Source organism: Streptomyces europaeiscabiei, assembly GCF_036346855.1.
Classification (GTDB): Bacteria; Actinomycetota; Actinomycetes; order Streptomycetales; family Streptomycetaceae; genus Streptomyces; species Streptomyces europaeiscabiei.
In genome coordinates, this window is record NZ_CP107841.1 from 3,998,503 (window position 1) to 4,024,628 (window position 26,126).

The window sequence follows — 26,126 nt, forward strand, 5'->3', positions numbered from 1 at the left end:
GCTCAGTGGCCGGAGGTGGCCTTCAACCCCACCACGGCCACGAGCAGCAGACACACGAAGAAGATCCGGGCGGCGGTGGTCGGCTCCCCCAGCACCACCATGCCGAACACCGCCGCCCCGGCCGCCCCGATCCCCACCCACACGCCGTACGCGGTACCGATGGGCAGCGTCCTGGCGGCATAGGAGAGCAGGACCATGCTGGCGACGATGCCCGCGCCGGTGAGCACGCTGGGCAGCGGCCGAGTGAATCCGTCGGTGTACTTCATCCCGACCGCCCAGCCGACTTCGAGCAGTCCGGCGACGACGAGCAGAACCCAGGCCATGACGAGCACCTCCGTGAGGGGATCAACGGGTGCGTCGTCTTTGCCTTGGCCCGGTACGGCGCGTCTCGTCGGGTTCACTCAAAGGTAGCAAGCAAAAGGTGGTGGGGGCTGGTGACCATGGTCACCAGCCCCCACCGCGTTTTGCCGCCTTCGAATCAGAGATACAGACCCGTGGAGTCCTCCGACCCCTCGAACCGGTCCGCGGCCACGGCGTGCAGATCGCGCTCGCGCATCAGGACGTACGCGACGCCCCGGACCTCGACCTCGGCGCGGTCCTCGGGGTCGTACAGGACACGGTCGCCGGGCTCGACGGTCCGGACGTTCTGGCCGACCGCGACGACCTCGGCCCAGGCGAGGCGCCGGCCGACGGCCGCCGTCGCGGGGATCAGGATGCCGCCGCCGGAACGCCGCTCGCCCTCGGCGGTGTCCTGCCGCACGAGCACACGGTCGTGCAGCATGCGGATGGGCAACTTGTCGTGCTGGGTCTTCTCGCTCACGCCCCGAACCTACCTGTCTCGATCCCGGTCCGCGTCAGGCCCTGCGGCGCCGCGCGCCGAGGGCGAGCAGCCCGACGACACCGACGACCACCAGGGCGACGGGCACGATGCGCTCGACCCTGGGCGCCCCGTCCTCGTCGACGAACTGGCCCCTGACGTCGCCGACCACACGGTTGACCGAGACGTAGGCCCTGCCGAGGGTGTGGTCGATGTTCGAGACGACCTTGGCCTTGGCGTCGCCCATGATCGTCTTGGGATGCACACGGACGCCGATCTCGTCGAGCGTCTCGGCGAGGTTGTCGCGGCGGCGCTTGATGTCCGCCTCGATCTCGGCCGGGGTTCTGATGTCCGAGGTCTCCGCCACCGCGCGGCCTCCCGTTGTCGGTTGTCCCTGAAATCTCTTGGGTGCGGACAGTCTGTCAGCTCGACCCGGCGCCGCACCGCCAGGGCCCGCCATTACGCTGGACCGATGAGCGAGCGACTCCAGCCCGGTGACGTGGCCCCCGCCTTCACCCTCCCGGACGCCGACGGCAACGAGGTGTCCCTGTCCGACCACAAGGGCCGCAAGGTCATCGTCTACTTCTACCCGGCCGCCCTGACCCCCGGCTGCACCAAGCAGGCCTGCGACTTCACCGACAACCTGGAGCTCCTCGCGGACGCCGGGTACGACGTCATCGGCATCTCCCCCGACAAGCCCGAGAAGCTCGCCAAGTTCCGCGAGAAGGAGTCCCTGAAGGTCACCCTTCTCGGCGACCCCGACAGAACGGCCCTCGACGCCTACGCCGCCTTCGGCGAGAAGAAGAACTACGGCAAGACCTACATGGGCGTCATCCGCTCCACGATCGTCGTCGACGAGGAGGGCAAGGTCGCCCACGCCCTGTACAACGTCCGCGCGACGGGCCACGTGGCCAAGATCATCAAGGACCTGGGCATCTGAGACCCGCAACAGCAGCCCCCACGGCCCGCACCGGAACGATCCGGTGCGGGCCGTTCCACATCTTGGGCGTGACTGTCCGATCAGCGGTTCGTTACTCCGTACGGGCCACGAACGGTTGGCCGGAAACGGAGATGAAGCGATGAGAATCAGCCCCTACACGAAGGAGCGGCTGGCGGAGGCGGCCGGGGCATCCCGGACACTTTCGGAGGCCATGGAGAAATTGGGGGTGGATCCGAAGAGTTCAACGCGACGGTACGTTCTCGGGCGGATGAAGCGGCTGGGGGTGGCTACATCCCACTTCGAGCGTGAGGCACCGCGATGGACCAGAGAAGTGCTCCAAACAGCCGTCTTGGCCTCGACAAACATGTACGAGGTGCTGCGGCACCTCGGGCTCGAAACCGTCGGTGGGCATCACACACACATCAGCCGCCGAATCAAGGCGTACGGCATCGACATCTCGCACTTCCAGGTACCGACCCAGCGCGGGAAGACCCGACACCCACGGACACCGGAGGGACTGCTCATCGAGCAGACTGCTACTCACGCCCGACGCGTCCAGAGTGATCGCCTTAGGTGGGCGATGACCGCCTCAGGGGTCCCAGAGCGGTGCGCCCATTGCGGTACGGAAGCGGTCTGGCGAGGTCATCCACTCCCCCTTGAGGTTGACCATATCAACGGCAGCTGGCGCGACAACCGCATCGAGAATCTCCGGTTCCTCTGCCCCAACTGCCACTCGACGACGGACAGTTACCGAGGGCGCGGCAAGGGGCGTGGCAGGGATGGCGCTGCATGAGTAGTGGCGTGCAGTACACCCGCGAGCGGTTGGCGCAGGCCGCCGAGCAATGCTCCAGCCTCGAAGAAGTTGTTGCCTATTTCGGCACGCAGCCATACGGCACGCTCTGCCGCTACCTCACGGAGAGATTCACCCGCTTCGGCATCGACATCTCACATTTCAGCACCTCCGGCAGGCGGGCCCGGCCGACGCGTGACGAGTTGCGTGCAGCAGTCTCCGCGTCGATATCCATCGCAGAGGCACTTCGCCGACTGCATCGCCCGGACAACGGCGGCCAGCGCGCGATGTTGCGTCAGTGGGTCGCCGAAGAGCGCCTTACGACCACGCACTTCCTGGGGCAGGCGCATCAACAGGGGAAGCCGGGCACGACTCCCGTCAAGCGCCCTCAGGACATTCTGGTCCAGCACAACGACAAGCACCGGACAAGGACTCACCTCCTGCGGCGCGCGCTCCGCGAAATCGGCGTATCCGAAGAGTGTGCAGAGTGCGGAATCGGCCCCGAATGGCTCGGCAAGCCCATGACGTTGGAGGTCGATCACATCAACGGAGACTGGAGCGACGACCGGCGCGAGAATCTGCGGCTCCTGTGCCCCAACTGCCACGCGGTCACCGACACCTGGTGCAGGGGAGGCCGTAGGCAGCACACAACTCCCGGTACGATGGCAGGCGGCTAGCGGCGGTGGCGCAACGGCGACGCAGCAGACTTAGGATCTGTGGCCCGTGATAGGGCTTGAGGGTTCGAATCCCTTCCGCCGCACACAAGCGGCCTGCGAATCAAAGGATTGATTCGCAGGCCGTTGTTGCGCGGACCTCACACCAACAGCTCCCGCAGCACCGGCACCAGCCCCCCGAACGCCTTCCCCCGGTGGCTGATCGCGTTCTTCTCCTCGGCCGTCAGTTCGGCGCAGGTTCGGGTGTCGCCGTCCGGCTGGAGGATGGGGTCGTAGCCGAAGCCGTTCGTGCCGGTGGGGGTGTGGCGCAGGACGCCCCGCAGTCGGCCCTCGACGACCCGCTCCGTGCCGTCCGGGAGGGCGAGGGCGGCGGCGCAGTTGAAGTGGGCGCCCCGGTGTTCGTCGGCGATGTCGCCGAGCTGGGCCAGCAGCAGCTCCAGGTTGGCCCTGTCGTCGCCGTGGGTGCCGGCCCAGCGGGCGGAGAAGATGCCGGGGGCGCCGTTCAGGACGTCGACGCAGAGGCCGGAGTCGTCGGCGATGGCGGGGAAGCCGGTGGCCTGTGCGAGGGCGTGGGCCTTCAGCAGGGCGTTCTCGGCGAAGGTGACGCCGGTTTCCTTGACGTCGGGGACGTCGGGGTAGGCGTCCGCGCCGACGAGCTCGTGGGCGAGGCCTGCGTCGGCGAGGATGGCCTTCAGCTCGGTGAGCTTTCCGGCGTTGCGGGTGGCGAGGATCAGGCGGGTCATGCCCCCCAGTATCGCGATCCCCGCCGCCCGGTTCGCATGGGTTACGAGGTGCAGACCTTCGTCAGTTCGCCCGCCGCGTCGGTGATGCCGCTGATGTCGGGGGTCGCGTCGCCGTTCTCCACGGCGGTGCGAGTGTCGGTGACGGCCTTCTGGAGGGAGTCGACGGCCTTGTTGACGTCGGTGTTGTCGGTCTTGTCACCGATCTCGTCGAGGTTCTTGTCGATGGAGGTGAGGGACTCCTCCAGCTGCGTGGGGTCGTCCGAAGCGTTCTGCACGGCCTGCTGGAGGTCGTTCACGCTCTGGGCGATGGCGTCGGCGGTCTGGACGCAGTCCAGGGCCTTGTTCACGGCGTCGCAGCCGGTCGTGAGCCCGGCCGTGAGGGCGACGGCAGCCAGGGCTCCGGCGATGGTGGTCGTACGACGTCGGCGGCTCGCGGCCATGGAACGGTCCTCCTGGTGGATGCAGGCCTGACGGCCCCCTGTGATGGTGCATGGACGGCTACTGCGGTGTGGCCGGGCGCACGGTGGTGTGCCGTGCGCCCGTATGTGCAAGGACGCGGGCGGGGCCGCCGTGGTTGCTGCCGATGGCCCTCACTCTTGGGGTCCCCTTTACCTTTCGAGGACCGTATCAAGTGCCTTGCGCTGCAGTAGCGCCAGCTCCGTGCAGCCGGAAACGGCTAGGTCCAGCAGCGAGTCGAGTTCCTCGCGGGCGAACGGCTCGGCCTCGGCGGTGCCCTGGACCTCGACGAAGCGGCCGTCGCCGGTGCAGACGACGTTCATGTCGGTGTCGGCCTTCACGTCCTCCTCGTAGCAGAGGTCGAGGAGGGGGACGCCGCCGACGATGCCCACCGACACCGCGCCGACCGTGCCGGTGAGGGGCTGGCGGCCGGCCTTGATGAGCTTCCTGCCCTGGGCCCAGGACACGGCGTCGGCCAGCGCGACGTACGCGCCGGTGATGGCCGCCGTACGCGTGCCGCCGTCGGCCTGGAGGACGTCGCAGTCCAGGACGATCGTGTTCTCGCCGAGCGCCTTGTAGTCGATGACGGCGCGCAGGGAGCGGCCGATGAGGCGGGAGATCTCGTGGGTGCGGCCGCCGATCCTGCCGCGCACGGACTCGCGGTCGCCGCGGGTGTTGGTGGCGCGGGGGAGCATGGAGTACTCGGCGGTGACCCAGCCCTCGCCGCTGCCCTTGCGCCAGCGGGGGACGCCTTCGGTGACGGAGGCGGTGCAGAAGACCTTCGTGTCGCCGAAGGAGACGAGGACGGAGCCCTCGGCGTGCTTGCTCCACCCGCGTTCGATGGTGACCGGGCGGAGCTGTTCGGGCGTGCGGCCGTCGATTCGAGACATGGCGCTGAGCCTAGCGGCACATGCGGAGGGGGCCCCTCCCGCGCCGGGAAGGAGCCCCTGTCCGGGAGCGGGCGCGGGCGCGGCTACATCATGTCCTCGATCTCCGCGGCGATGGGGTCGGCGTCCGTGCCGATGACGACCTGGATCGCGGTGCCCATCTTGACGACGCCGTGGGCGCCGGCGGCCTTGAGGGCGACGTCGTCCACGAGGGAGGCGTCATGGACCTCGGTGCGCAGGCGCGTGATGCAGCCCTCGATCTCGTCGATGTTGTCGAGGCCGCCGAGCCCCGCGACGATCTTCTCAGCCTTGGTGGCCATGGCGATTCTCCTTGTTCTACGTGATCCGGGCCGCTGTGCCCTACGGAACCGTCTGCGACTGGTCTACACCACCAGGCTGGTGCCCGCCAAGCAGAAACGGCAGGTGACGGCCGGGCGGCATCACGAAGGCATAAAACGGGAATCGCGGGTTCCTTGGGCGACCCTCGGCGTGCTACAACAGGTCTACACCAATGAATGGTGTAGACCTCTCCGTGCTGCCCTCCCCCACACTCCCGTCCCTGGGCGGCGCCCTGCCTACTGGAGGAAGTTGTGACCACGGCCAGCGCCGCTCCCGCGGCCGCAGACAACAAGGGCCCCGGCCGGGGCTCCCGCACCATGGCTGTCCTGCAGCGTATCGGCCGCAGCCTCATGCTGCCGGTCGCCGTCCTGCCGGCCGCCGCCCTGCTCGTCCGACTCGGCAACACGGACATGCTCGGGCGCGAGTCGTTCCCCGAGTTCATCACCAAGTTCGCGGGGTTCATGGCCGCGGGTGGGGGTGCGATCCTCGACAACATGCCGCTGCTGTTCGCGGTCGGCATCGCGATCGGCTTCGCGAAGAAGTCGGACGGCTCGACCGCGCTCGCGGCGGTCGTCGGCTACCTCGTCTTCCAGAAGGTCCTCGGCACCTTCACCGACCCCAGCCTGCCCCAGGTGGCGACAGCCGTCGACGGCAAGGTCGTGATGGTGGACAGGGCGGTCAACGCCGGTGTCCTCGGCGGTGTGGTGATGGGCCTCGTCGTCGCCCTGCTGTACCAGCGCTTCTACCGCACCAAGCTGCCCGACTGGGCAGGCTTCTTCGGTGGCCGCCGCCTGGTGCCCATCCTGGCCGCCTTCGCGGGCCTGTTCATCGGCATCGTCTTCGGCTACATCTGGCCGGTCCTCGGCACGGGTCTGCACAACTTCGGTGAGTGGCTGGTCGGTTCGGGCGCGGTCGGCGCGGGCATCTTCGGTATCGCCAACCGTGCGCTGATCCCGGTGGGCATGCACCACCTGCTCAACTCGTTCCCGTGGCTCCAGGCCGGTTCCTTCGAGGGCAAGAACGGTGACATCGCGCGCTTCCTGGCCGGTGACCCGACCGCCGGGCAGTTCATGACCGGCTTCTTCCCCATCATGATGTTCGGTCTGCCGGCCGTCTGTCTCGCGATCTACCACACGGCCCGCCCCGAGCGCCGCAAGGTCGTCGGCGGCATGATGTTCTCCCTCGCGCTCACCTCGTTCATCACCGGGGTCACCGAGCCGATCGAGTTCACCTTCATGTTCATCGCCCCGATCCTGTACGCCATCCACGCCGTACTCACCGGTGTCTCACTGGCCCTGACCTGGGCACTGGGCATGAAGGACGGCTTCGGCTTCTCGGCCGGCGCGATCGACTTCGCCCTCAATCTCGGCATCGCCACCAAGCCGTGGGGACTGCTCCTGGTCGGTCTGTGCTTCGGTGTCCTCTACTACGTGATCTTCCGGTTCGCGATCGTCCGGTTCAACCTGCCGACCCCCGGCCGGGAGTCGGACGAGGAGCTGGCCGAGCTGCAGAAGGCGGAGGCCAAGTAGCCGCCGAGGCTCCCCCGAGCGTGAGGAAGGCCCCCGGAGCCCGCTCCGGGGGCCTTCCTCGTACGTACGACCCTGGATCCCCCTGGATCCCCCTGGATCCCCTAGATCTCGTACGACATCCTGGGCACCGCCAGCTCCACCGGGCCGTCGTACACCGCACGGGCGTCGACGAGGTTGACCTGCGGGTCGGTCCACGGCGGGATGTGGGTGAGGACGAGACGGTGGGCGCCCGCCCGGGCGGCCGTCTCACCGGCCTCGCGGCCGTTGAGATGGAGGTCCGGGATGTTCTCCTTGCCGTGCGTGAAGGCCGCCTCGCACAGGAACAGGTCGGCGTCGCGGGCCAGTTCGTCCAGGGTGTCGGTGACGCCGGTGTCCCCGGAGTACGTCAGGACCCGGCCGCCGTGCTCGATGCGGATGCCGTACGCCTCGACGGGGTGGGCGACCCGTTCCGTGTGGACGGTGAAGGGGCCGATCTCGAACGTGCTCGGTTTGACCGTGTGGAAGTCGAAGACCTCGCTCATGGAGGAGGCGGACGGGGTGTCCGCGTAGGCCGTGGTCAGGCGCTGCTCGGTGCCCTCCGGTCCGTAGACGGGCAGGGGGTCGCAGCGGCCGCCGTCATGGCGGTAGTAGCGTGCGACGAAGTACGCGCACATGTCGATGCAGTGGTCGGCGTGCAGATGGCTGAGGAAGATCGCGTCGAGGTCGTAGAGACCGCAGTGGCGCTGCAGCTCGCCGAGGGCACCGTTGCCCATGTCGAGGAGCAGCCGGAAGCCGTCGGCCTCTACGAGGTAGCTCGAACAGGCCGATTCCGCGGACGGGAACGACCCCGAGCAGCCGACGACGGTGAGCTTCATGAGAGCTGGAACCTCCGCGCTGGCGTGAAGTCGTGACAGTCGTGTCAGTCGTGACGTGCAGACGGGTTGCGGATTGCAGAGTGCGTTTACGGATTGCAGTTAGCGGGGTTGCGCGGGACGGGCATGGGTGCAGCAAGAGTTGTGCGGTCCGTTGAGCGTAAGGCGCAAAAGGGTGGGTCGCTCCTCCGCCAGGGGCCGTTGTGGGCGAACTCACCTGTGGTGTCACCGGTTCGGCTGGTGGCAGGGCCGTTGAGGCGCGCACGAGCCGGGGTGAGGTGGCGCCGAAGGGCGCGGGGGCGTGCGACAGGGCGGGCATGGCGCGGTGCGCGCCGGTACCTTCGTGGCTATGGACACGTCATGGTGGTGGGCGCTCGCGGCGGTGGTGTTGCTGGCGCTGATCGCTTCGGTCGTCGACGGGTGGGGACGGTCGCGGCGGCCGCCGCGGCGATCGGGGCGGCCGGGTGGGCGGACACGGCCGCCGGGGCGCTCCGAGCGGGTGCGCGGGCCCGTGCCGGGGCCCCGGCCCGCCGAGATCTGGTGGGCGAGCGTGCCCTTCGAGGACGGGCCCGGTGGCAAGGACCGGCCCTGCCTGGTGCTGGCCGTGCGCGGGGACCGTGCTCGGGTCGCCAAGATCACCAGTCGGTACCGTGACGAGCGCCCCGGGGTGATTCCCCTGCCCCCGGGCACCGTGGGCGACAGCCGGGGGCGGCCCAGCTTTCTGGAGACGGGCGAGCTGCGTGAGGTGCCGGTCCGGGACTTCCGGCGGAAGGCCGGCGTGGCGGATCCGATCCTGTGGGACCAGGTCCGCCACCTTTCGAACTGACGGGGACTTTTCTCGCCCGCGCCGCCCCTACCCGTCCCATCCCCAGGGGCTGCGCCCCTTCGACCCCCACGGCGCGGGTCCGGTGGGGGCTGGTCGCGCCCTGAAAAGCAGGGGGCGCAGCCCCTGCTTTTCAGGGGCGCGGGGAACTGCGCGAGAAGCCCCATTCACCCGCACCCGACAACGAACCCCTCGGGGTCGAGGGGGCAGCGCCCCTGGAGGATGGGACGGGTAGGGGCGGCGGGGGCGAGGAAAGGTCTGCGTGGCCCTACGCCCAGAGCTGGCCCTGCAGGGTCTCGATGGCCTCTTCCGTCGTCGCCGCCGTGTAGACGCCCGTCGAGAGGTACTTCCAGCCGCCGTCGGCCACGACGAAGACGATGTCGGCGGGCTCGCCGGACTTCACCGCTTTGTTGCCGACTCCGATCGCGGCGTGCAGCGCCGCCCCCGTGGAGACGCCCGCGAAGATGCCCTCCTGCTGGAGCAGCTCCCGGGTGCGGGTGACCGCGTCGGCGGAGCCCACGGAGAAGCGGGTGGTGAGGACGGACGCGTCGTAGAGCTCGGGGACGAAGCCCTCGTCGAGGTTGCGGAGGCCGTAGACGAGGTCGTCGTAGCGGGGCTCGGCGGCGACGATCTTGACGTCCGGCTTCTGTTCGCGCAGGAAGCGGCCCACGCCCATCAGGGTGCCGGTGGTGCCGAGCCCGGCGACGAAGTGGGTGATGGAGGGGAGGTCCGCGAGGATCTCCGGGCCCGTCGTCGCGTAGTGGGCGCCCGCGTTGTCGGGGTTGCCGTACTGGTAGAGCATCACCCAGTCGGGGTGCTCGGCCGACAGCTCCTTGGCGACGCGTACGGCCGTGTTGGAGCCGCCCGCCGCCGGGGACGGGATGATCTCGGCGCCCCACATGTTGAGCAGGTCACGCCGCTCCTGCGAGGTGTTCTCGGGCATGACGCAGACCATGCGGTAGCCCTTGAGCTTCGCCGCCATGGCGAGGGAGATGCCCGTGTTGCCCGAGGTGGGCTCCAGGATCGTGCAGCCGGGCGTCAGACGGCCGTCCTTCTCCGCCTGTTCGATCATGTGCAGGGCGGGACGGTCCTTGACCGAACCCGTCGGATTGCGGTCCTCCAGCTTCGCCCAGATACGGACGTCGGCGGACGGCGACAGCCGCGGCAGGCACACCAGAGGGGTGTTGCCCACCGCGGCCAGCGGGGAGTCGTAGCGCATGGGTGATCAGGCCATGCCGCCGGCTACCGCCGGCAGGATGGTCACGTTGTCGCCGTCGGACAGCTTGGTGTTGATGCCCTCCAGGAAGCGGACGTCCTCGTCGTTCAGGTACACGTTGACGAAGCGGCGCAGTTCACCGCCGTCGACGATGCGGGCGTGGATGCCCGTGTGACGGGTTTCGAGGTCGGTGAACAGGTCGGCGAGGGTGGCACCGGCACCCTCCACCGCCTTCTGACCGTCGGTGTACTGGCGGAGGATGGTGGGGATGCGGACCTCGATGGCCATGGGGTGCGGCTCCTGTCGAAAGTGGTCGGGTCGGTTGCGCGCGGCAGCGCGAAGTGCGTGGTCACACGGGTGTCGGCGCCGCGGCTCACGGCCGTACGGCGGCAGGGGTAGGCGTCAACAGATGGCGCTGGCAAGCCTGCACAGGTCGACGTGCAGCCGCGCCACGAGCAGTACGCCCGGCGTCTTCTCGCTCACGTCGTCACAAACCATGCGCACATCGTATCGATTCCCGGTCCGGGTCCCGGAATGTGATCCCACATGCCGGACTGATCCGGGCCGGGGAATGAGACCGCGCACTTCGGCGACGAGCATCAGGCCGACCGCCGTACGACCAGCCGCGTCGGTGTGACCACGGAGGACAGGGAGTGCCCGGCCGCCGGAGCCTCTGCGTCCGCCTGCTCCTCCGTGCGGCTGAACAGCAGCCGGGCCATCAGCCGGCCCATGCCCTCGATGTCCTGGTGGACGGTGGTGAGCGGCGGGTCGGTGTGCTCGGCGATGGGCGCGAGGTCGTCGAAGCCGACGACGGCCACGTCGTCCGGCACCCGGCGTCCGCGCTCGCGCAGCACCTGGAGCGCGCCGGAGGCCATGAGGTCGGAGGCGACGAAGACGGCGTCCAGGTCGGGGCGGCGGTCGAGGAGCACGGCCATGGCGTCGACGCCGCCCTGCCGGGTGTAGTCGGACTGTTCGACCAGGAGGGGCGGGGCGTCCGGCAGGACGTCCCGGTAGCCCTCCAGGCGGTCGAAGGCGGAGGCCTCCCGGTCGACCGGGCCGGTGATCGTCGCGACGCGTTCCCGGCCCAGCGAGACCAGATGGCGGACGGCCTCGCGGGCCCCGCCCCGGTTGTCGGCGTCGACGTACACGCGGTCGTGCACGGGTTCGCCCTCGCGGACCAGCGGCCGGCCGCCGAAGACTGCGGGCAGGCCGAGCTTGTCGATCATGCCGGGCAGCGGGTCGTCGGCGCGCAGGGAGAAGAGCAGGGCGCCGTCGACATGGCCGCCGCCCAGGAAGTCACCGACGCGCGGGTACTCCTCGGGCTCCTCCAGGAAGAGGAGGACGGGCTGGGCCCCGTGGGCGACCAGTTCCTTGCGGATGCCACGGAGGTGGAGGTCGAAGAAGGGATCGATGAAGAGCCGGTTCTGCGGCTGGCTCGCGACGACGGCGATGGCGTTGTTGCGGCGGGTGACCAGCTGGCGGGCAGCGGAGTTCGGCACGTAGCCCAGTTCGGCGATGACCTCCCTGACCCGTTCGACGACCACCGCGCGCACCCTGTCCTCGCCGTTGATCACCCGCGACACGGTGGACTTGGACACTCCCGAGCCGCGTGCCACGTCGTCGAGCGTGGGGCGCCGACCGGGCAGTCGTCGCGTCTGTCGAGTCAACACCGTCTCCGTCGAGGGCCGTTGTGTGCGTGCGCGTGCGTACGCGTGCGTGCGTACACCGTAGCCGTGAATTCCGCCCCACCGTCGGTTCAGTACGCCTCCACGATCCGCACCTCCTCCTCGGTCACCTCACCCTCGACGATCTTGAAGGAGCGGAACTGGAACTCGCCGAGGCCGTCGGTGTCGGCGGTCGAGACGAGGACGTAGTGGGCGCCGGGCTCGTTGGCGTAGGAGATGTCCGTGCGGGAGGGGTGGGCCTCGGTGGCGGTGTGGGAGTGGTAGATGACCACCGGCTCCTCGTCGCGGTCGTCCATCTCGCGGTAGAGCTTGAGCAGGTCGCCCGAGTCGAACTCGTAGAACGTGGGCGACATGGCCGCGTTCAGCATCGGGATGAAGCGTTCGGGCCGGCCCGAACCCTCCGGTCCCGCGATGACGCCGCACGCCTCGTCGGGGTGGTCCTTGCGCGCGTGGGCGACGATCTGGTCGACGAGAGTCTGGGTGATGGTCAGCATGGTCGCCAGGATAAGCAACGGGGCCGCTCCGTACCGGGGGGTGGTACGGAGCGGCCCACATGCTGGGCGAAGGAGCCTCAGCCGACCTTCTCGAAGTCCGTCTCGCGGCGGTCCGTGACCTCCGGGCTGCGGGACTTCAGCACGGCCCAGCCGATGCCGAGGGCCGCCGCCCAGCCGGCCATGACGTAGAGGCTGACGCGGGCCTCGTGGTCGTAGGCGATGAGGCAGGTGACGAAGAGCAGGAAGACGATGGCGATCCAGCTGCCCACCGCGCCGCCCGGTGCCGGGAAGGAGGAGGCGGGCAGTCGGCCGGCGTCGACCGCGCGGCGGTAGCGGACGTGGCTGAACAGGATCATCAGCCAGGTCCAGATACCGGCGCCGGTGGCGACGGAGACGACGTACTCGAAGGCCTTGTCCGGGACGATGTAGTTCAGGACGACGCCGATGCCCATGAAGAGCACGGAGACGCCGATGGCGAACGCCGGTGTCTTGGTGACGGACAGCTTGTTGAAGGCCTTGGGGGCCTCACCGCTGTCGGCCAGGGTGCGCAGCATGCGGCCCGTGGAGTACATGCCGGAGTTGCAGGAGGACAGGGCCGCGGTCAGGACCACGAAGTTGACGATCGCGGCGCCCGCCGGGATGCCGATCTTCGCGAAGGCCGCGACGAAGGGGCTCACACCGGGTGCGAACTCGGTCCACTTCACCACGCACAGGATGACGGTGAGGGCACCGACGTAGAAGAGGGCGATGCGCCAGGGCAGGGTGTTGATCGCCTTGGGGAGGGTCTTCTCCGGGTTCTCGGACTCACCGGCCGTGACACCGACCAGCTCGACGGCGAGGTAGGCGAACATCACGCCCTGCAGGGTCATCAGGGAGGAGCCGATGCCCTTGGGGAAGAAGCCGTCGTAGGCCCAGAGGTTGGAGACGGCGGCGGTGTCGCCCGCCGCGCTGAAGCCGAAGGTGAGGACGCCGAGGCCGATCACGATCATGCCGATGATCGCGGTGACCTTGATCATCGAGAACCAGAACTCGATCTCGCCGAACAGCTTCACCGAGATCAGGTTCGCCACGAAGAGGATGACCAGGAAGACCAGGGCCGAGACCCACTGCGGGACGTCCGGGAACCAGTAGTTGATGTAGATCGCGGCGGCGGTCAGCTCCGCCATGCCGGTGACGACCCACAGCAGCCAGTACGTCCAGCCGGTGAAATAGCCGAAGAACGGGCCGAGGAACTCACGGGAGTACTCCGCGAAGGAGCCCGAGACGGGGCGGTAGAGCAGCAGCTCGCCGAGTGCCCGCATGATGAAGAAGATGATGACGCCGGCGAGGGCGTACATCAGGATGAGGCTCGGTCCCGCCTTGGCGATGTTCGCCCCGGCGTTGAGGAAGAGGCCGACGCCGATGGCGCCGCCGATCGCGATCATCTGGACCTGCCGGCTGCCGAGCCCGCGCTCGTACCCCTCTTCGGGTGCGTCGCCGCGCACGGCATCGTCGCCGTTCTTGTTGACCTGAGCGGAGGTCATGTGTTGGGCGCCTTTCTCCACGCTGGGCCGATCCGGGCCGTTCGTCGACCCCGGATCGGGTTCCGATCCCCCCGGATGTGATGGAGCTGAGCGGGCTTCGCCAGCCCGCTCGTCGCCTGGCCGGCGATGGCCGGCTCGGTGGCGCACCCGGCGGGACATGGGTGGCGTCCCTCGGGCGGTCGTGAAGATTTATCACGGCCGCAATAGTGATCCACTGGTCGTTTTGTGGCGCACAACACAGGGAGAAGCAGACAAAGAACACCCACAAGGGCATCCCTCACCGCCCTGGTGACACGATCGTTATCCGGATCTGAGTGTCCTCTGAGCGAACGTGGAGCGTACGTGGAAGGACCATGGAGCGAACGTGCGGCTCACGTGCGACCGACGTGCGACCGACGTGCAGGGGACGTGAGGGGGGCGGAAAACTGGCGCCGGATTCCGGCATCAGGGCATCAGGGCATCAGGGCATCAGCGTGGTGACGAGCGAGTCCTGGAGGCCGCCCAGCCACAGATACGCCATCACCATCGGCTTGCGCGGGTCCTCGTCCGGGAGGCGGTAGAGGAGGTCGGTGTCCTCCTCGTCGACGACGTCGAGCCGGGAGCCGATGGCCAGACGCAGGTCGTTGAGGCAGCCGAGCCAGTGCCGGGAGTCGTCCGCCGACAGCTTCAGCACGGCCCCGCCCTCACCGGTCGCGGCCAGCGCGTCCAGGGAGTGGATCACCGCGAGGGCCTTCTCGCGCTTGCCGGCCCGCAGGTCGTTCTCTGTGAAGCGGCGGAACTCCGAGGAGTACGCCCGCTGCTCCTCCGCCTCCCGGGCGCCCGGGGTGCCCTCGGGGTCGCTGTAGGCGTCCGGGAACAGCCGCAGCAGGACGGGATCCTTGGGCGGCTCGCTCGGGCCCTCGGCGAAGAGTTCGGCGAGCGGGTCGTCACCGGCCTCCTCGGCCGGACCCGGGCCGATCAGCTCCAGGAGCTGCACCGCCAGCGAGCGGATGATGGAGATCTCGACCTCGTCGAGCGCGACGGCCGCGCCGCCGCCGGGGAGCGATTCGAATTGTCCTGGCATCAGGTGCGTCGCTACTTCCGGTCCTGCTGGAGGGTGGCCCACAGACCGTAGCCGTGCATGGCCTGTACGTCGCGTTCCATCTCCTCGCGTGATCCGCTGGAGACGACCGCGCGGCCCTTGTGGTGGACGTCGAGCATGAGTTTGGTGGCCTTGTCCTTCGAGTACCCGAAGTACGCCTGGAAGACATACGTCACATAGCTCATGAGATTCACCGGATCGTTGTGGACGATCGTGACCCACGGAACGTCGGGTTCGGGTACGGCGAAGACCTCCTCCGCCGACTCGGTCTTCTCGATCTCCAGGGGTACGGCTGCCGTCACATCGCCCATGCTGCCACCACAGGGGGGTGCCCGCACAAATGCAGGCCTCCGACCAGGGCACATGAGAAACGACCCCCCAGAAATCGTCAGATTGACGAGATGGGAGTACGATCCCTTGCCATGAACACAGCGGACCTTGGTTTGCCGGTCGACGTCCCCTCGACCGCGCTCTTCACGGACCACTACGAACTCACGATGCTGCAGGCCGCGTTGAAAGCGGGTACGGCCGAGCGGCATTCGGTGTTCGAGGTCTTCACACGGCGGTTGCCGGAGGGACGTAGGTACGGCGTGGTGGCCGGCACCGGACGGGTGCTGGACGCGGTCGAGAACTTCCGCTTCGACCCGGGTGTCCTCGGCTTCCTGCGCGAGCGCTCCATCGTCGACGCGGAGACTCTCGACTGGCTCGCCGGCTACCGCTTCGGCGGAGACGTGTGGGGCTACCAGGAGGGCGAGGTGTACTTCCCGGGCTCGCCGATCATGCGGGTCGAGGGCACCTTCGCGGAGTGTGTCCTCCTGGAGACGGTGATCCTCTCCATCCTCAACCACGACTCGGCGATCGCGGCCGCCGCCTCCCGGATGTCCAGCGCCGCCGGGGGGCGCCCGCTGATCGAGATGGGCGCCCGGCGCACGCACGAGCTGGCCGCCGTGGCCGCCTCGCGCGCCGCGTACGTCGGCGGTTTCACCTCCACCTCGGACCTGGCCGCCGGCTTCCGCTACGGCATCCCGACGGTCGGCACCAGCGCCCACGCCTTCACCCTGCTCCACGACCGCGAGCGGGACGCCTTCCAGGCCCAGGTGGACTCGCTGGGCCGGAACACCACGCTGCTCGTCGACACGTACGACGTCACCGAGGCCGTACGGACCGCCGTGGAGATCGCCGGGCCCGAGCTGGGCGCCGTGCGCATCGACTCCGGCGACCTGCTCCTCGTCGCCCACCGGGTACGCCAGCAGCTGGACGAGCTGGGCGCGCGGGACACCCGGATCATCGTGACCTCGGACCTCGACGAGTACGCCATCGCCTCGCTGGCGGCGGCACCGGTGGACGCGTACGGCGTCGGGACGCAGCTGGTGACCGGCTCCGGTCATCCCACCTGCTCGATGGTCTACAAGCTCGTCGCCAGGGCGGAGTCCGCGGACCCCACGGACCCGCTGGTGGCCGTGGCGAAGAAGTCCAGCGGCGGGAAGACGTCCGTGGGGGGCCGCAAGTGGGCGGCCCGGCGGCTGGACGAGCACGGCGTGGCCGAGGCCGAGGTCATCGGCACGGGACCGGTGCCCGACGATCTCCAGGAGCGCCAGCTCCTCGTTCATCTGGTCAAGGACGGCCGGGTCCTCTCCCGGGAGCCGCTGGACGTCGTACGCGAGCGGCATGTGACCGCCCGTGCGAACCTGCCGCTGTCCGCGACACAGCTGTCGCGCGGGGAAGCCGTCATTCCGACGGAGTACGTCTGAGCCGCTCGGGTACGTGCAGGGTGTCGGGCGGGCGCACGCTGGGGTGCAGACCGGAGTGAACGTGTCCGGCGCGCCCTGCCGCGAGCCCCCCGAGCGCCCGCGTGTTCGGCCTGTGCTCCGGTGCGCGCACCGGGCGAGCGCCGGATGCCCCCTCCCGAACGGCTCTCGAAGTCTCTAGGCTCGGAAGTTCTCAGTTTCGAAGTCCAGCGTTTCGAAGTCCAGCGTTTCGAAGTCCAGCGTTTCGTGTCCCACCCACCCGAAGAACCGAAGAGTCTAAGGACACCGACACCATGCGCCGCGCCTTGATCGTCGTTGATGTACAGAACGACTTCTGCGAGGGGGGCAGCCTCGCGGTGGCCGGCGGTGCCGATGTGGCCGCCGCCGTCACCGAGCTGATCGGCCAGGCGGCCGGCCCCGGCTACCAGCACGTGGTGGCCACCCGCGACCACCACATCGCGCCCGGTGGCCACTTCTCCGACAATCCCGACTACGTCCACTCCTGGCCCGCCCACTGTGTCGCCGGGACGGAGGGGGTCGGGTTCCACCCCAACTTCGCGCCCGTGATCGCCTCCGGTGCGGTCGACGCGGTCTTCGACAAGGGGGCGTACTCCGCGGCGTACAGCGGTTTCGAGGGCGCCGACGAGAACGGCGTGACCCTCGCGGACTGGCTCCGCGCCCGCGACATCACCGAGATCGACGTCGTCGGCATCGCCACGGACCACTGTGTACGGGCCACCGCCCTGGACGCCGCGAGGGAGGGCTTCCGCACCCAGGTGCTGCTGGACCTCACCGCCGGGGTGTCCGAGGAGACGACGGAACGGGCCCTGGAGGAGCTGCGGGAGGCGGGCGTCGAGCTGTCGGGCAAGCCGGTGGTCTAGCTCAGGTCCGATTCGGGCTAGCTCTCCAGAATCCCCAGCTCGTTCAGCAGCCCGGCCACGATCACCGCGACCACCACGAGCGCCACGGCCACGGCGATGATCTTCAGCTGGCGCTCCGTACCGCCGGGCCGGGGGTTCGACCGGCCCAGCGGAGGGTGCGAGGCCCCGGCCCGAGCATCGTCCTGAGGTCGTCCGGCGGCAGACATCGTCGGCGGCACCGCGAGCCCCGTCGGCGACGGAGCGAAGGCGACCGGTTCGGGGACCTGCCGCAGGCCCGACGGGGCCGCTTCGGGGACCTGCCGCAGACCCGACGGGGCCGCTTCAGGGACTCCCCGCAGACCCGATGAGGCCGCTTCAGGGACTCCCCGCAGACCCGATGAGGCCGCTTCAGGGACTCCCCGCAGACCCGATGAGGCCGCTTCGTAGGTCTCCTGCGGATCCGCCGCCCCCGGCTCGTAGGGCAGGCGCGGATCCCGTGCGGCCGGTTCCTGAGGCTGTCCGTCCTTCGCGGTCGGCCGGTACGACGGCGGTGCGGGTGGGAGGGACGCGACCAGGTGCTGCGACATGCACTCAGCCACCGGGGACGCCACCGGAGCCGGTTGCCACCAGTCCTCGCCACGGGTCAGCGTCGTACCCTCGGCCGCGGCGATCCGGTGACACTCCTCGATGATCTCGGAGAGCGCGGCCCGGTCCGTCGGTTCCTTGGCCAGGCAGCGCGCGATCAACGGGCGCAGTGGCTCGGGGCACTCGGCCAGATCCGGCTCCTGGGCCACGATCCGGTACAGCAGCGCGTGTCCGCCGCCCTCGCCGAACGGATGCCCGCCGGTCGACGCGAAATGCGCCAGGAGGCCGAGCGCGAAGACGTCGAGTGCCGAAGTCACGGGTTTGCCCTCGGCCTGCTCCGGAGACATGTACGCGGGCGTGCCCAGGCGCATGTCGGTGCCGGTCAGCGCCGTCGCGTCGGTGGACCGGGCGATGCCGAAGTCGATGACACGGGGACCGTCCGCGGCGAGCAGTACGTTCGTCGGCTTCAGGTCGCGGTGCACCACGTCGACCGCGTGGATGGCCTGGAGTGCCTCGGCCACGCCCGCGGTCAACAGCAGCACGGTCCGTAGGGACAGCGGCCCGTGTTCGAACACGGCGCGCGCCAGCGAGGGCCCGGGGACATATGCGCTGGCCAACCACGGTTGCGGTCCCTCGGTGCTGCTGTCGAGCACCGCCGCGGTGTACGCCCCCTGCACCCGGCGTGCCGCCTGCACCTCGCGCGCGAAGCGGCGCAGGAACTCGGGGTCCTGTGCGAACTCCTGCCGGATCACCTTCAGCGCGACGGGCTGGCCGCCTCGGCTGTGGGAGAGGTAGACACTACCCATCCCGCCCTCACCCAGCTTTCCGCGCAGCACATATCCCGATATCTCAGCCGGATCCGCCAGCCCCAGAGGCTCGACCATGTGAAGTTCGTGCCCGCCTTCCCGATTCCCGACCTCGATCAAGGTCGGCGGCCAGGCTATGGGAATCCGTGATGCGCGATGGGCGGTTTCGAACAAAGGGGTTCCGGGCAGAGGTGGTTCTCAGCCGCGTCGGCCTGTGGCGGGCCAGGAGTCACACGCTTACCTTCGGCCGCCTCAGCAGCGCTCTGATCGGATGCCACAGCTCCGGGGTCGTCGCAGCCGGGCAAGCGGGGGACCCTCGCCATATGAGGCCGTCGGGGTGGTGCAGCACGGCCGTGATCTCGTCCGGGGTCGGGGGCGCCGCGTTGCCGCGGAGGTAGATCGCCCGCATGCCCAGGTTGCGGAGCCGGGTGAGGGCCCGGGCACGGTTCGCGGCGAGGACGAGGACGCGTACGGCCCCGTCGCCCGGCACAGCCCCGGCCGGCACGCCTGACATGGCCCCGGCCGGAACGCCGAACACCGTCCCGGACACCGCCGGAGCTGCGGACACAGCCCCGGACAGAGCCTTGCCCGCGACTACGGTCCCGGCGCCGGCCACGGCCCCGACCGCGCCTGGGGACCCGGCCACGGGCAGCACACCCCCCGCGCCCCGTGCCGGCGTTCCCGGCAGGTTGAGCGCGACGACGACATTGCCGTCCGGCAGCTTGCAGAAACCTCCTGCGGCCATGCAGGTCACACCCCCGTGAGCGTCAGTGTCAATAAGAAGACCACAGCACGCACCTAAACACGTCCGGCCGCGACCCGCCAAGGGGGTCACGGCCGAACATGCTCTGACCTGCGGAAATACGAACTACTTCACCGCGGGGCCAACCTTGACCGACATCGTGGAGCCGTCCGCGGCCTCCTTGACGATCTCGATCTTGGTGTTGGTGTCAGTGATCTTGACACCGGCGAGCGGGGTGGCCGCGTCGTAGTAGGTGTTGGTCCGGTCGTTGAACACGGACACACCCGCCGACGACGGGATCGTCGTCAGGACGTCGGCCTTGTGCAGCTTCAGACCGTCCGTGCGGTAGAGGCTGAACGGCGAGTCGTAGGACTGGATCCGGCTGCGCATCGCCGTGCCGTCGGCCCACTTCAGGGCCGCCGGGTGGGAGTCGACCGGCAGGACCAGACCAGTGCCCGGGTGGACGCTGGTGTTGTTGTCCGCCTGCGAGGTGTCCCACTTCCAGATCAACAGACCGTTCTGGTACGGGAAGTGCTCCACCCAGTCCGGACGCGTGGTCGAGAAGCCGAAGTTGTACGGGCCGACCTTCAGAGTCTCGTCGTACGACACGTACTGGCGGTTCTCGGCGATGTAGTACTGCGCGTAGTCGTCCGTGATCGACGCGCCCACGCGCGAGAAGCCCTTGGCAGTCCAGGCGGCGTCCGCGCTCTCCGCGTTGTCCGAGAAGAGGACGGAACCGTCGGCGGTCACGGCGATCGAGTCGGCCGCGAAGCCCTTCGGGGCCACGCCGCCGTCCGTCGCGTAACGGAAGCGGAGGTCGAACTTCTTGCCCGCGTAGGCGTTCAGGGAGTACGACAGCTTCTTGTACGTGGCGGAGGAACCGGTCAGCGCGGGCTTGCCGCTGGCGTCGCGCGGGATCGCCGCGCCGTCCACCGTGCCGTCGATCGTGGTCCAGTTGGCGCCGCCGTCGGTCGACACCTCGGTGTAGAGGTAGTCGAACTCGGCCTCGATGTCGTACCAGCCGTCGAGGGTGAGCGCAGCGGACGACTTGCCCGTGAGGTCCACGGAACGGGTCAGCGTGTTGGAGAGGTTGTCACCGCTGCCGCTCCACCACTGGGTCGAGCCCTGCGCCGGCTCGACGATCTCGGTGGCGACCTTCTTCTTGGGCAGCTCGACCACGAGGGCCTGCTTGTCCTTGCTGTTGTACTCCGCGACCCCGAGCTTGTGCCGCGACTTCGTCGCCGCCTTCGCCGTGTCGTAGTCGAGCCAGCCGAGCTGCAGCTTGTCCCAGGCGGTCATGTCGCCGGGCAGGTCGCCGATGGCGTCCTTGCCGGTGCCGAGCCAGGAACCGGACGACATCAGCGTCCAGAAGCCGGTGGAGTTGTCACCGCCCGCGGTGTCGTAGTGGTCCGGCAGACCGAGGTCGTGACCGTACTCGTGGGCGTAGACACCGAGTCCGCCGTTCTCCGGCTGGACGGTGTAGTCGCCGACCCAGATGCCGGTGTCGCCGATCTTGGCGCCGCCGAGCTTGTTGTCGGCCGGGCCCGTCGCGCCCGCGTTGGTGCCGAACGCGTACCAGCGGTGGGCCCAGATGGCGTCCGTGCCCTGCGCGCCGCCGCCGGCGGACTCGTCCTCACCGGCGTGCACGACCTGGAAGTGGTCGATGTAGCCGTCGGGCTCGTTGAAGTCGCCGTCGCCGTCGAAGTCGTAGCGGTCCCACTGGTCGAACTCGGCCACGTCCGCCTTGATCTCGGCGTCGGTGCGCCCCGCTGCCTTCTGCTGGGCGACCCAGGACGTGACACCGTCGCTGACGATGTTCCACACGCTGGAGCAGTTGGTCTGACCGCAGGCGTTGTTGCCGTAGCGGGCCTCGTTGTAGGGGACCTTGACCCAGTCGGAGACCTCGCCCTCGACCGAGTAGCGGCCCGAGGACTGCTTCTCGTAGTACTTCTTGACCGACTCGTCGTTCTTGCCGGTGCCGAAGTAGAGGTCCTGGAAGTACTTCTGGTCGTAGTCCGCCTGCCAGGCCGTGGAGTTGTCCTTGGCCCGGTCCGGCTCGGCGATCTGGTTGTGCAGCGGGCCGGCGGTGCCGCCGTAGCGGCTGTCGATCTGGTCGCCGAACTCGACGAGGATCGTGAAGATCTTGTCGGTCTTCTCGCGGCCGAGCTCGACGTACTTGCTCTTGCCCTTCTTGCTGTCCAGCTTCACGACCTGCGAGCCGTCACGGTCCTTGACCGTGGCGTCGCCGGATATGACCTGCTGCAGGGCCTCCTCGCGCTGGGCCTCCTGAGTTTTGCTCAGGGGGCCGTCGAGGTTGTGCTCGTCGGCGTGCTCGTGGTCCGCCGGGTCGTGCCGGTCCACGGACGCCGCCGGTGTGGCGTCCGCTGCCTGCGCCACCGTGAGGGCCGACATGGTCGCCGCCGCAGTGGCGACCGCGACACCGATGGCGGCCGCTCTGAACGTCCAGGGTCTACTGGTCACTTGAGGTCCTCCCCCGCGTCCGTTCGCGCGGACGGGGATGGTCCTGTGTGGAGGAATCCGCGCGCGGTATACGCGTGTAGTCAAGTGACGTCATTCGATCGGAGTTTCGAGATAAAAGACAGATCTTGACTTGAACAGGTCAAGTGCATTAATAGGCGTCTACAGGAAGCGCTTGTTCGTTATGCGGACGTTATGTGTATCGCTCACATGTCCCTCGAACCGGCGCGCATGCGCGGCCCGTTGCCGAACCCCATGAATCCGTGCGCCCCCTGTGCACCCGGCACCGTGCGTCAGGTCACGCTTACCCGTCGTTCCACTCGGGCACCCTGGCGAATAGAGTCGATTGGCGGAGCGCCGGACGTCGGTGAAAGCCAGCCGACGGCACTGCTTCACCTTTGATTCGTATCCGCAACCTCCCCTTCATCGTGAGAGGCACGGGGAGACCCCACCCGAGGACACGATTGCCATGCCTCGTCCGACGACCGCACAGCTCGCCTACGGCTCCTGCACCGTGATCTTGTCCACCCTCGCCATGCTGCTGCTGTCACAGACGAGTTCCGGCGCGGGCATCGCGGTGATCGCCCTCTCCGCCCTGGCCCTGGGCCTGCTCGTCGCGCTGACCGTGCCGCTGCCCAAGCCCGCGCCCGGCGCCGCCGCGCGCCGCCCCCGCGCATCCGTCGTCGCCGCGGCCCCGGCCCCGGCGGCCGTGGAGTCCCCGATGGTCCGGGAACCGGTGCACGAGTCCACGGGCTCCTGAACCGGCACTCGGTGACAGCTTGCTGAAACGCTTCGGCGGGCCCGGGGACCAAGATCCCGGACCCGCCGTCGCCGTGCCGCCCGCCGTCGCCGTGTCACCGCCGTCGCCGTGTCACCGCCGTCGCCGTGCCGCCCGCCGTCGCCGTGTCGGCGCGCGCGCTGCAGGCGCCTCCGCTCAACCGGTGCTGACCACCACCGTCTTCGCCGCCTTGTCGTGCAGACCCTGCTTGTAGGGCTTGTCGAAGAAGCTCCAGCCGCCGGCGATCGCCGTCCAGATACAGGCGCAGCAGAAGGCGAAGGGGATCCACAGCACGGCCGCGCGGATCAGCGCGGTCTGTGTGGAGGGCGTGGAGCCGTCGTTGAGGTTCGCCACCCGCAGCTTGAACAGCTTCTTGCCGAGGGTCTGGCCGTTCCTGACGGTGAAGAACGTGTCGTACGCGATGTAGAGGATCGCGGCGAGCGCCTCCTGGGCCAGGGACTTGCCGAACTCGAAGTCGTCCGAGTCCACCGAGTACTGGCTGATCCTGAACGCCCACGCCAGCAACCCCACCACGATCGCCACCAGGATCATGTCGAGGATCCGGGCCAGCACCCGCTTGCCGCTGTCGGCGAGCGGCGGCATGCCCGAGAGCGGGTCGTTGGGGTACTGCCCGCCTCCGTAGGGGTCACCACCGTAGGGCGGGGGCTGACTGCCGTACGGCGGCGGCTGGCTTCCGTAGGGCGGCTGCTGGCCGCCCCCGTACGGCGGCGGCTGCTGGGGCGGGGGGTCGTACGGAGAGCCGCCGCCCTGGTGCGGAGGGGGCTGCTTCCTGAACTGGTCGTCGTCCGGGGACTGACCGGAGCCGAAGGGCGGCGGTTCGGTACTCATGGCCCGAGTCGACCGCGAACCCCCCGGCTCCGCATCCGGCACGGGGCCGTACGGGGTACGCGGTTCCGTACGGGCCCGTCCCGCCCGTAACCGCTACCTGCCCGCCACGAACGTGTGCGCCGCCTTGTCGTGCCAGCACTGGCGCCACGGCTTGTCCCACACGCACCACAGGACACCGATCACACCGATGCCGAGCAGCCCGGAGACGGTGTGGACGAGCCAGCGGCGCAGGGAACTCCCGAACGACGGGGGCTCGTGGCCCTCGATGTCCCGGACGTCGATGCCGAGCAGCCTCTTGCCGAGGGTGCGGCCCCACTTGGCGGTGGGCAGCACCTCGTAGAGGGCGCTGACGACGAACAGGACGCCGAGGACGATGCCCAGGTAGACGGAGGTCGTGCCGTCGACCAGCCAGACGGTGACCTTCTCACCGGAGAGCTTGGCCGCGTCGATCTTCTCGTCGATGTGGTCCATCGCCTTCGTGCCGAACGGCACGGCGGCCGCGGCCGTGACGGAGCCGACGACCAGAGTGTCCACGAGCCGGGCGGCCAGCCGTCTGCCGAGGCCCGCGGGCCTGGCCTCCGACTGCCGCCGGGCGGCCGCCTGGAAGGGGTCCTCCACCACCGGCTTCCACGGCGCGACCAGCTGCTCCTCCTCGCCCCCGGCCAGCCGGTGCACCTGCTGGGCCCAGGAGGGCTGCCCACCGCCGATGCCGACGGCCATGGGAGCCTCGGCCGACTGTCGGGCGGCGGCCTGCTGGGGCAGGCCCGGTGCGGGCTGGGCGGTCTGCGGGGCGGGCACGGCCGACTGCGACTGCGGGGCCTGCTGGGCCTGCTGGGCCTGCTGAGGGAAGGCGCCGCCGAACGGGACCTGCTGCGGCTCCGGTTGCGGCGGGCCCGGGGAGACCGGGGCGGCCGGAGCGACCGCCGCCGGAGCCGGAGCCGCCTGGGCCGTGCCGCCCGCCTGCGGACCCTGCTGCGGAGACTGCGGCCCCTGCTGGGGGCCGGACGGTGCCGGCGGCGTCGAGGGCGTGGCGGACTGCGGGGCGAGGCCCAGTGCCTGTTGGGCGGCGACCTGGGCAGGGGTCAGGGGCGCGCCGAAAGCGGCGGGGGACGCGGGCGCGCCCCCGTCCTGCTGTCCCGCGCGCGAGGCGGACGGACCGAACGCCATGGTGCCGTCCGACTGCAGGGGGTCCACTCCCTCGGCGGACTGAGGCCGGCGGAACACCACCGTGCCCTGCGGGGCCCCTGCTTCCTCGTCGGCCGCCGGCGGGATCGTCGCCGTACCGTCCGTGCTCGCCGTGCGCCCGGGGTCGCCGCCGTCGGCGAAGCCGTCGCCCGCGTCCGCCGCGAGGGAGACCCGGGGGTCGCGCGGGTCCGCGCCGGCGGTCGAGCCCCAGGACACCCGGCGGTCCTTGTCGCCACCGAAACCGGTCTGGCGGGAGCGGTCGGCGCCCCACGCGGAGGCGGGCTCGGGGCGGATGCCGTGCAGGGCGTTGCCGGAGGCCGAGCGGGCCGCTTCGCCGTCGGGCGCCGGGTCCTCGTCGAAGAAGTGCGGGCCCGTCTCCTCCATGGCACCGGACGGGCCGGAGCCGGACGGCGGAGCGAGCGGCTCGCCGTCGGAGGGAGCCGGACGGCTCGTACCCGGAACCCAGGCCGCACCGTTCCAGTACCGGACATATCCAGGAATGGACGGGTCCGGGTAATACCCTTCGCGGGGCCTGTCGTCGCCGGGGGCCGGGGTTGGGGCGCTCATGTCCGTCGTCCCGTATCTGCTCGTGGGTTTGGTGGAGGGCATCCACATCTACCAGACGCCGGCCCGTCCCATGACCGCTGCCTCCGGACCCGCCCCATTCACGCACGGATCTGCTACGGGCGAAGAGGGCCGCCGGTCACCGGGAGCCGCTCGGCGAACCCGTCGGAAAAAAGTTTCGCGAACCCGCGTAATGCTTCGGGGCCCTGGCCCCTCTCACTCGTACGGGCCCGCGCACAGGGCCCCTCTACGAGAGAGGAACGATCACCATGCGGCACACCGTCGTGGAGCGCGAACTGGAGCTCGGACTCGTCCTGTCGCCCGAGCGCAGCATCCCCGTACCGGCCAAGCTCGGCTTCCGCAGCGACGACCCGTACGCCGTCCACATCACCTTCCACGTCAACTCCGACCGCCCGGTGCACTGGACGTTCGCGCGGGAACTGCTCGTGGAGGGCGTGTTCCGGCCGTGCGGGCACGGCGACGTGCGGGTGTGGCCGACGAAGGTGTCGGGCCGGAGCGCCGTACTGATGGCGCTCAGCTCGCCGGACGGGGACGCGCTGCTCGAAGCGCCGGCCGCCGCCGTGTCGGCCTGGCTGGAGCGGACCCTGCGGGTGGTGCCGCCGGGCTCGGAGTTCGACATGCTGCGCATCGACGACGGCCTGGCCGAACTCCTCGCCCAGTGA

General features: G+C 69.5%; 30 protein-coding genes, 1 tRNA gene and 1 riboswitch. Of the genes, 10 read left to right on the top strand and 21 right to left on the bottom strand.

The features are described 5' to 3' along the window. Positions 1–2: 2 nt before the first annotated feature. From OG858_RS17270 to OG858_RS17280, 3 genes are all read right to left on the bottom strand, one after another. Positions 3–323 carry a DMT family transporter gene (locus tag OG858_RS17270; RefSeq protein WP_060891468.1) on the bottom strand — a complete coding sequence of 107 codons (321 nt, stop codon included), beginning with the start codon at positions 321–323 and terminating at the stop codon, positions 3–5. Between the two features lie 28 nt (positions 324–351). Then, positions 352–421, bottom strand: a riboswitch (guanidine-III (ykkC-III) riboswitch). Between the two features lie 57 nt (positions 422–478). Beyond that, positions 479–820, bottom strand: a complete 342-nt coding sequence (locus OG858_RS17275; RefSeq protein WP_033525031.1) for a GroES family chaperonin — start codon at positions 818–820, stop codon at positions 479–481. A 34-nt stretch (positions 821–854) separates the two neighbouring features. Further along, entirely contained in the window at positions 855–1,184 is a 330-nt protein-coding gene (locus tag OG858_RS17280) for a DUF3618 domain-containing protein (protein ID WP_086749155.1), read from the bottom strand. Between the two features lie 105 nt (positions 1,185–1,289). On the opposite strand from OG858_RS17280, the gene bcp reads away from it, so the two are divergent. From bcp to OG858_RS17300, 4 genes are all read left to right on the top strand, one after another. Beyond that, entirely contained in the window at positions 1,290–1,757 is a 468-nt protein-coding gene (gene bcp / locus OG858_RS17285; RefSeq protein ID WP_086749154.1) for a thioredoxin-dependent thiol peroxidase, read from the top strand. Positions 1,758–1,896: 139 nt separating this feature from the next. Next, positions 1,897–2,550 carry an HNH endonuclease signature motif containing protein gene (locus tag OG858_RS17290; RefSeq protein WP_319263667.1) on the top strand — a complete coding sequence of 218 codons (654 nt, stop codon included), beginning with the start codon at positions 1,897–1,899 and terminating at the stop codon, positions 2,548–2,550. Continuing rightward, positions 2,547–3,224 (top strand): HNH endonuclease, encoded by a 678-nt coding sequence (locus tag OG858_RS17295; RefSeq protein WP_086749152.1) that lies wholly within the window; start codon positions 2,547–2,549, stop codon positions 3,222–3,224. The genes OG858_RS17290 and OG858_RS17295 overlap by 4 nt, the downstream gene beginning before the upstream one ends. Then, positions 3,224–3,307 (top strand) — tRNA-Leu (locus OG858_RS17300). Before OG858_RS17295 ends, OG858_RS17300 begins: the two co-directional genes overlap by 1 nt. Before the next feature lie 54 nt (positions 3,308–3,361). Here OG858_RS17300 and rdgB read toward each other — a convergent pair. The 4 genes from rdgB to OG858_RS17320 form a co-directional block, all read right to left on the bottom strand. Beyond that, positions 3,362–3,964 (bottom strand): RdgB/HAM1 family non-canonical purine NTP pyrophosphatase, encoded by a 603-nt coding sequence (gene rdgB / locus OG858_RS17305; protein WP_319263669.1) that lies wholly within the window; start codon positions 3,962–3,964, stop codon positions 3,362–3,364. Positions 3,965–4,005: 41 nt separating this feature from the next. After that, positions 4,006–4,404 (bottom strand): hypothetical protein, encoded by a 399-nt coding sequence (locus tag OG858_RS17310; RefSeq protein WP_086749150.1) that lies wholly within the window; start codon positions 4,402–4,404, stop codon positions 4,006–4,008. Positions 4,405–4,572: 168 nt separating this feature from the next. Further along, positions 4,573–5,310: a ribonuclease PH gene (gene rph, locus OG858_RS17315; protein ID WP_046705738.1), complete on the bottom strand. Its 738-nt coding sequence runs from the start codon at positions 5,308–5,310 to the stop codon at positions 4,573–4,575. Positions 5,311–5,393: 83 nt separating this feature from the next. After that, positions 5,394–5,627, bottom strand: coding sequence for a glucose PTS transporter subunit EIIB (locus tag OG858_RS17320; RefSeq protein ID WP_086749149.1), 234 nt, complete (start codon positions 5,625–5,627; stop codon positions 5,394–5,396). A 270-nt stretch (positions 5,628–5,897) separates the two neighbouring features. On the opposite strand from OG858_RS17320, the gene OG858_RS17325 reads away from it, so the two are divergent. After that, positions 5,898–7,175 (top strand): PTS transporter subunit EIIC, encoded by a 1,278-nt coding sequence (locus OG858_RS17325; protein ID WP_086749148.1) that lies wholly within the window; start codon positions 5,898–5,900, stop codon positions 7,173–7,175. Between the two features lie 101 nt (positions 7,176–7,276). Here OG858_RS17325 and OG858_RS17330 read toward each other — a convergent pair whose 3' ends face one another. After that, a complete protein-coding gene (locus OG858_RS17330; RefSeq protein WP_086749147.1) occupies positions 7,277–8,029 on the bottom strand; it encodes an MBL fold metallo-hydrolase in 753 nt (250 codons plus the stop codon). A gap of 346 nt (positions 8,030–8,375) precedes the next feature. Between OG858_RS17330 and OG858_RS17335 the strand changes: the two genes are divergently transcribed. After that, positions 8,376–8,852 carry a type II toxin-antitoxin system PemK/MazF family toxin gene (locus OG858_RS17335; protein ID WP_086749146.1) on the top strand — a complete coding sequence of 159 codons (477 nt, stop codon included), beginning with the start codon at positions 8,376–8,378 and terminating at the stop codon, positions 8,850–8,852. A 265-nt stretch (positions 8,853–9,117) separates the two neighbouring features. On the opposite strand, the gene OG858_RS17340 is transcribed toward OG858_RS17335, so the two are convergent. From OG858_RS17340 to clpS, 8 genes are all read right to left on the bottom strand, one after another. Then, the gene (locus OG858_RS17340; protein WP_086748002.1) at positions 9,118–10,068 is read right to left on the bottom strand and encodes a PLP-dependent cysteine synthase family protein; all 951 of its coding nucleotides are present in this window, start codon (positions 10,066–10,068) and stop codon (positions 9,118–9,120) included. Positions 10,069–10,074: 6 nt separating this feature from the next. Further along, positions 10,075–10,353 (bottom strand): MoaD/ThiS family protein, encoded by a 279-nt coding sequence (locus OG858_RS17345; protein ID WP_037703545.1) that lies wholly within the window; start codon positions 10,351–10,353, stop codon positions 10,075–10,077. A gap of 114 nt (positions 10,354–10,467) precedes the next feature. Then, positions 10,468–10,563: a putative leader peptide gene (locus OG858_RS17350; RefSeq protein ID WP_319054855.1), complete on the bottom strand. Its 96-nt coding sequence runs from the start codon at positions 10,561–10,563 to the stop codon at positions 10,468–10,470. Between the two features lie 101 nt (positions 10,564–10,664). Next, positions 10,665–11,732 carry a LacI family DNA-binding transcriptional regulator gene (locus OG858_RS17355; RefSeq protein WP_086748003.1) on the bottom strand — a complete coding sequence of 356 codons (1,068 nt, stop codon included), beginning with the start codon at positions 11,730–11,732 and terminating at the stop codon, positions 10,665–10,667. Positions 11,733–11,821: 89 nt separating this feature from the next. After that, positions 11,822–12,244, bottom strand: a complete 423-nt coding sequence (locus tag OG858_RS17360) for a Mov34/MPN/PAD-1 family protein (RefSeq protein WP_046707838.1) — start codon at positions 12,242–12,244, stop codon at positions 11,822–11,824. Between the two features lie 77 nt (positions 12,245–12,321). Continuing rightward, complete coding sequence (locus OG858_RS17365; protein ID WP_086748004.1) at positions 12,322–13,767, bottom strand: amino acid permease; 1,446 nt, start codon at positions 13,765–13,767, stop codon at positions 12,322–12,324. Positions 13,768–14,227: 460 nt separating this feature from the next. Further along, positions 14,228–14,830, bottom strand: coding sequence for a DUF2017 domain-containing protein (locus OG858_RS17370; protein ID WP_086748005.1), 603 nt, complete (start codon positions 14,828–14,830; stop codon positions 14,228–14,230). A gap of 11 nt (positions 14,831–14,841) precedes the next feature. After that, positions 14,842–15,159, bottom strand: a complete 318-nt coding sequence (clpS, locus tag OG858_RS17375; protein ID WP_086748006.1) for an ATP-dependent Clp protease adapter ClpS — start codon at positions 15,157–15,159, stop codon at positions 14,842–14,844. Positions 15,160–15,270: 111 nt separating this feature from the next. Between clpS and OG858_RS17380 the strand changes: the two genes are divergently transcribed. Beyond that, positions 15,271–16,599: a nicotinate phosphoribosyltransferase gene (locus OG858_RS17380; RefSeq protein ID WP_086748007.1), complete on the top strand. Its 1,329-nt coding sequence runs from the start codon at positions 15,271–15,273 to the stop codon at positions 16,597–16,599. Between the two features lie 290 nt (positions 16,600–16,889). Beyond that, on the top strand, positions 16,890–17,477 hold the full coding sequence (locus OG858_RS17385) for an isochorismatase family protein (RefSeq protein ID WP_086748008.1): 588 nt from the start codon (positions 16,890–16,892) through the stop codon (positions 17,475–17,477). A gap of 17 nt (positions 17,478–17,494) precedes the next feature. On the opposite strand, the gene OG858_RS17390 is transcribed toward OG858_RS17385, so the two are convergent. From OG858_RS17390 to OG858_RS17400, 3 genes are all read right to left on the bottom strand, one after another. Further along, a complete protein-coding gene (locus tag OG858_RS17390) occupies positions 17,495–18,925 on the bottom strand; it encodes a protein kinase domain-containing protein (protein ID WP_328544732.1) in 1,431 nt (476 codons plus the stop codon). A gap of 151 nt (positions 18,926–19,076) precedes the next feature. Continuing rightward, positions 19,077–19,361 (bottom strand): hypothetical protein, encoded by a 285-nt coding sequence (locus OG858_RS17395; RefSeq protein WP_107482306.1) that lies wholly within the window; start codon positions 19,359–19,361, stop codon positions 19,077–19,079. A gap of 354 nt (positions 19,362–19,715) precedes the next feature. Then, positions 19,716–22,070 carry an immune inhibitor A domain-containing protein gene (locus OG858_RS17400; RefSeq protein ID WP_179200931.1) on the bottom strand — a complete coding sequence of 785 codons (2,355 nt, stop codon included), beginning with the start codon at positions 22,068–22,070 and terminating at the stop codon, positions 19,716–19,718. 466 nt (positions 22,071–22,536) lie between these two features. Here OG858_RS17400 and OG858_RS17405 point away from each other — a divergent pair, with 466 nt between their 5' ends. Further along, a complete protein-coding gene (locus OG858_RS17405) occupies positions 22,537–22,827 on the top strand; it encodes a hypothetical protein (protein ID WP_086748010.1) in 291 nt (96 codons plus the stop codon). A gap of 174 nt (positions 22,828–23,001) precedes the next feature. Here OG858_RS17405 and OG858_RS17410 read toward each other — a convergent pair whose 3' ends face one another. Both OG858_RS17410 and OG858_RS17415 read right to left on the bottom strand, forming a co-directional pair. Continuing rightward, positions 23,002–23,694: an RDD family protein gene (locus OG858_RS17410; protein WP_086748011.1), complete on the bottom strand. Its 693-nt coding sequence runs from the start codon at positions 23,692–23,694 to the stop codon at positions 23,002–23,004. Between the two features lie 93 nt (positions 23,695–23,787). Next, complete coding sequence (locus tag OG858_RS17415; protein WP_086748017.1) at positions 23,788–25,446, bottom strand: RDD family protein; 1,659 nt, start codon at positions 25,444–25,446, stop codon at positions 23,788–23,790. 266 nt (positions 25,447–25,712) lie between these two features. On the opposite strand from OG858_RS17415, the gene OG858_RS17420 reads away from it, so the two are divergent. Then, complete coding sequence (locus tag OG858_RS17420; RefSeq protein WP_086748012.1) at positions 25,713–26,126, top strand: SsgA family sporulation/cell division regulator; 414 nt, start codon at positions 25,713–25,715, stop codon at positions 26,124–26,126.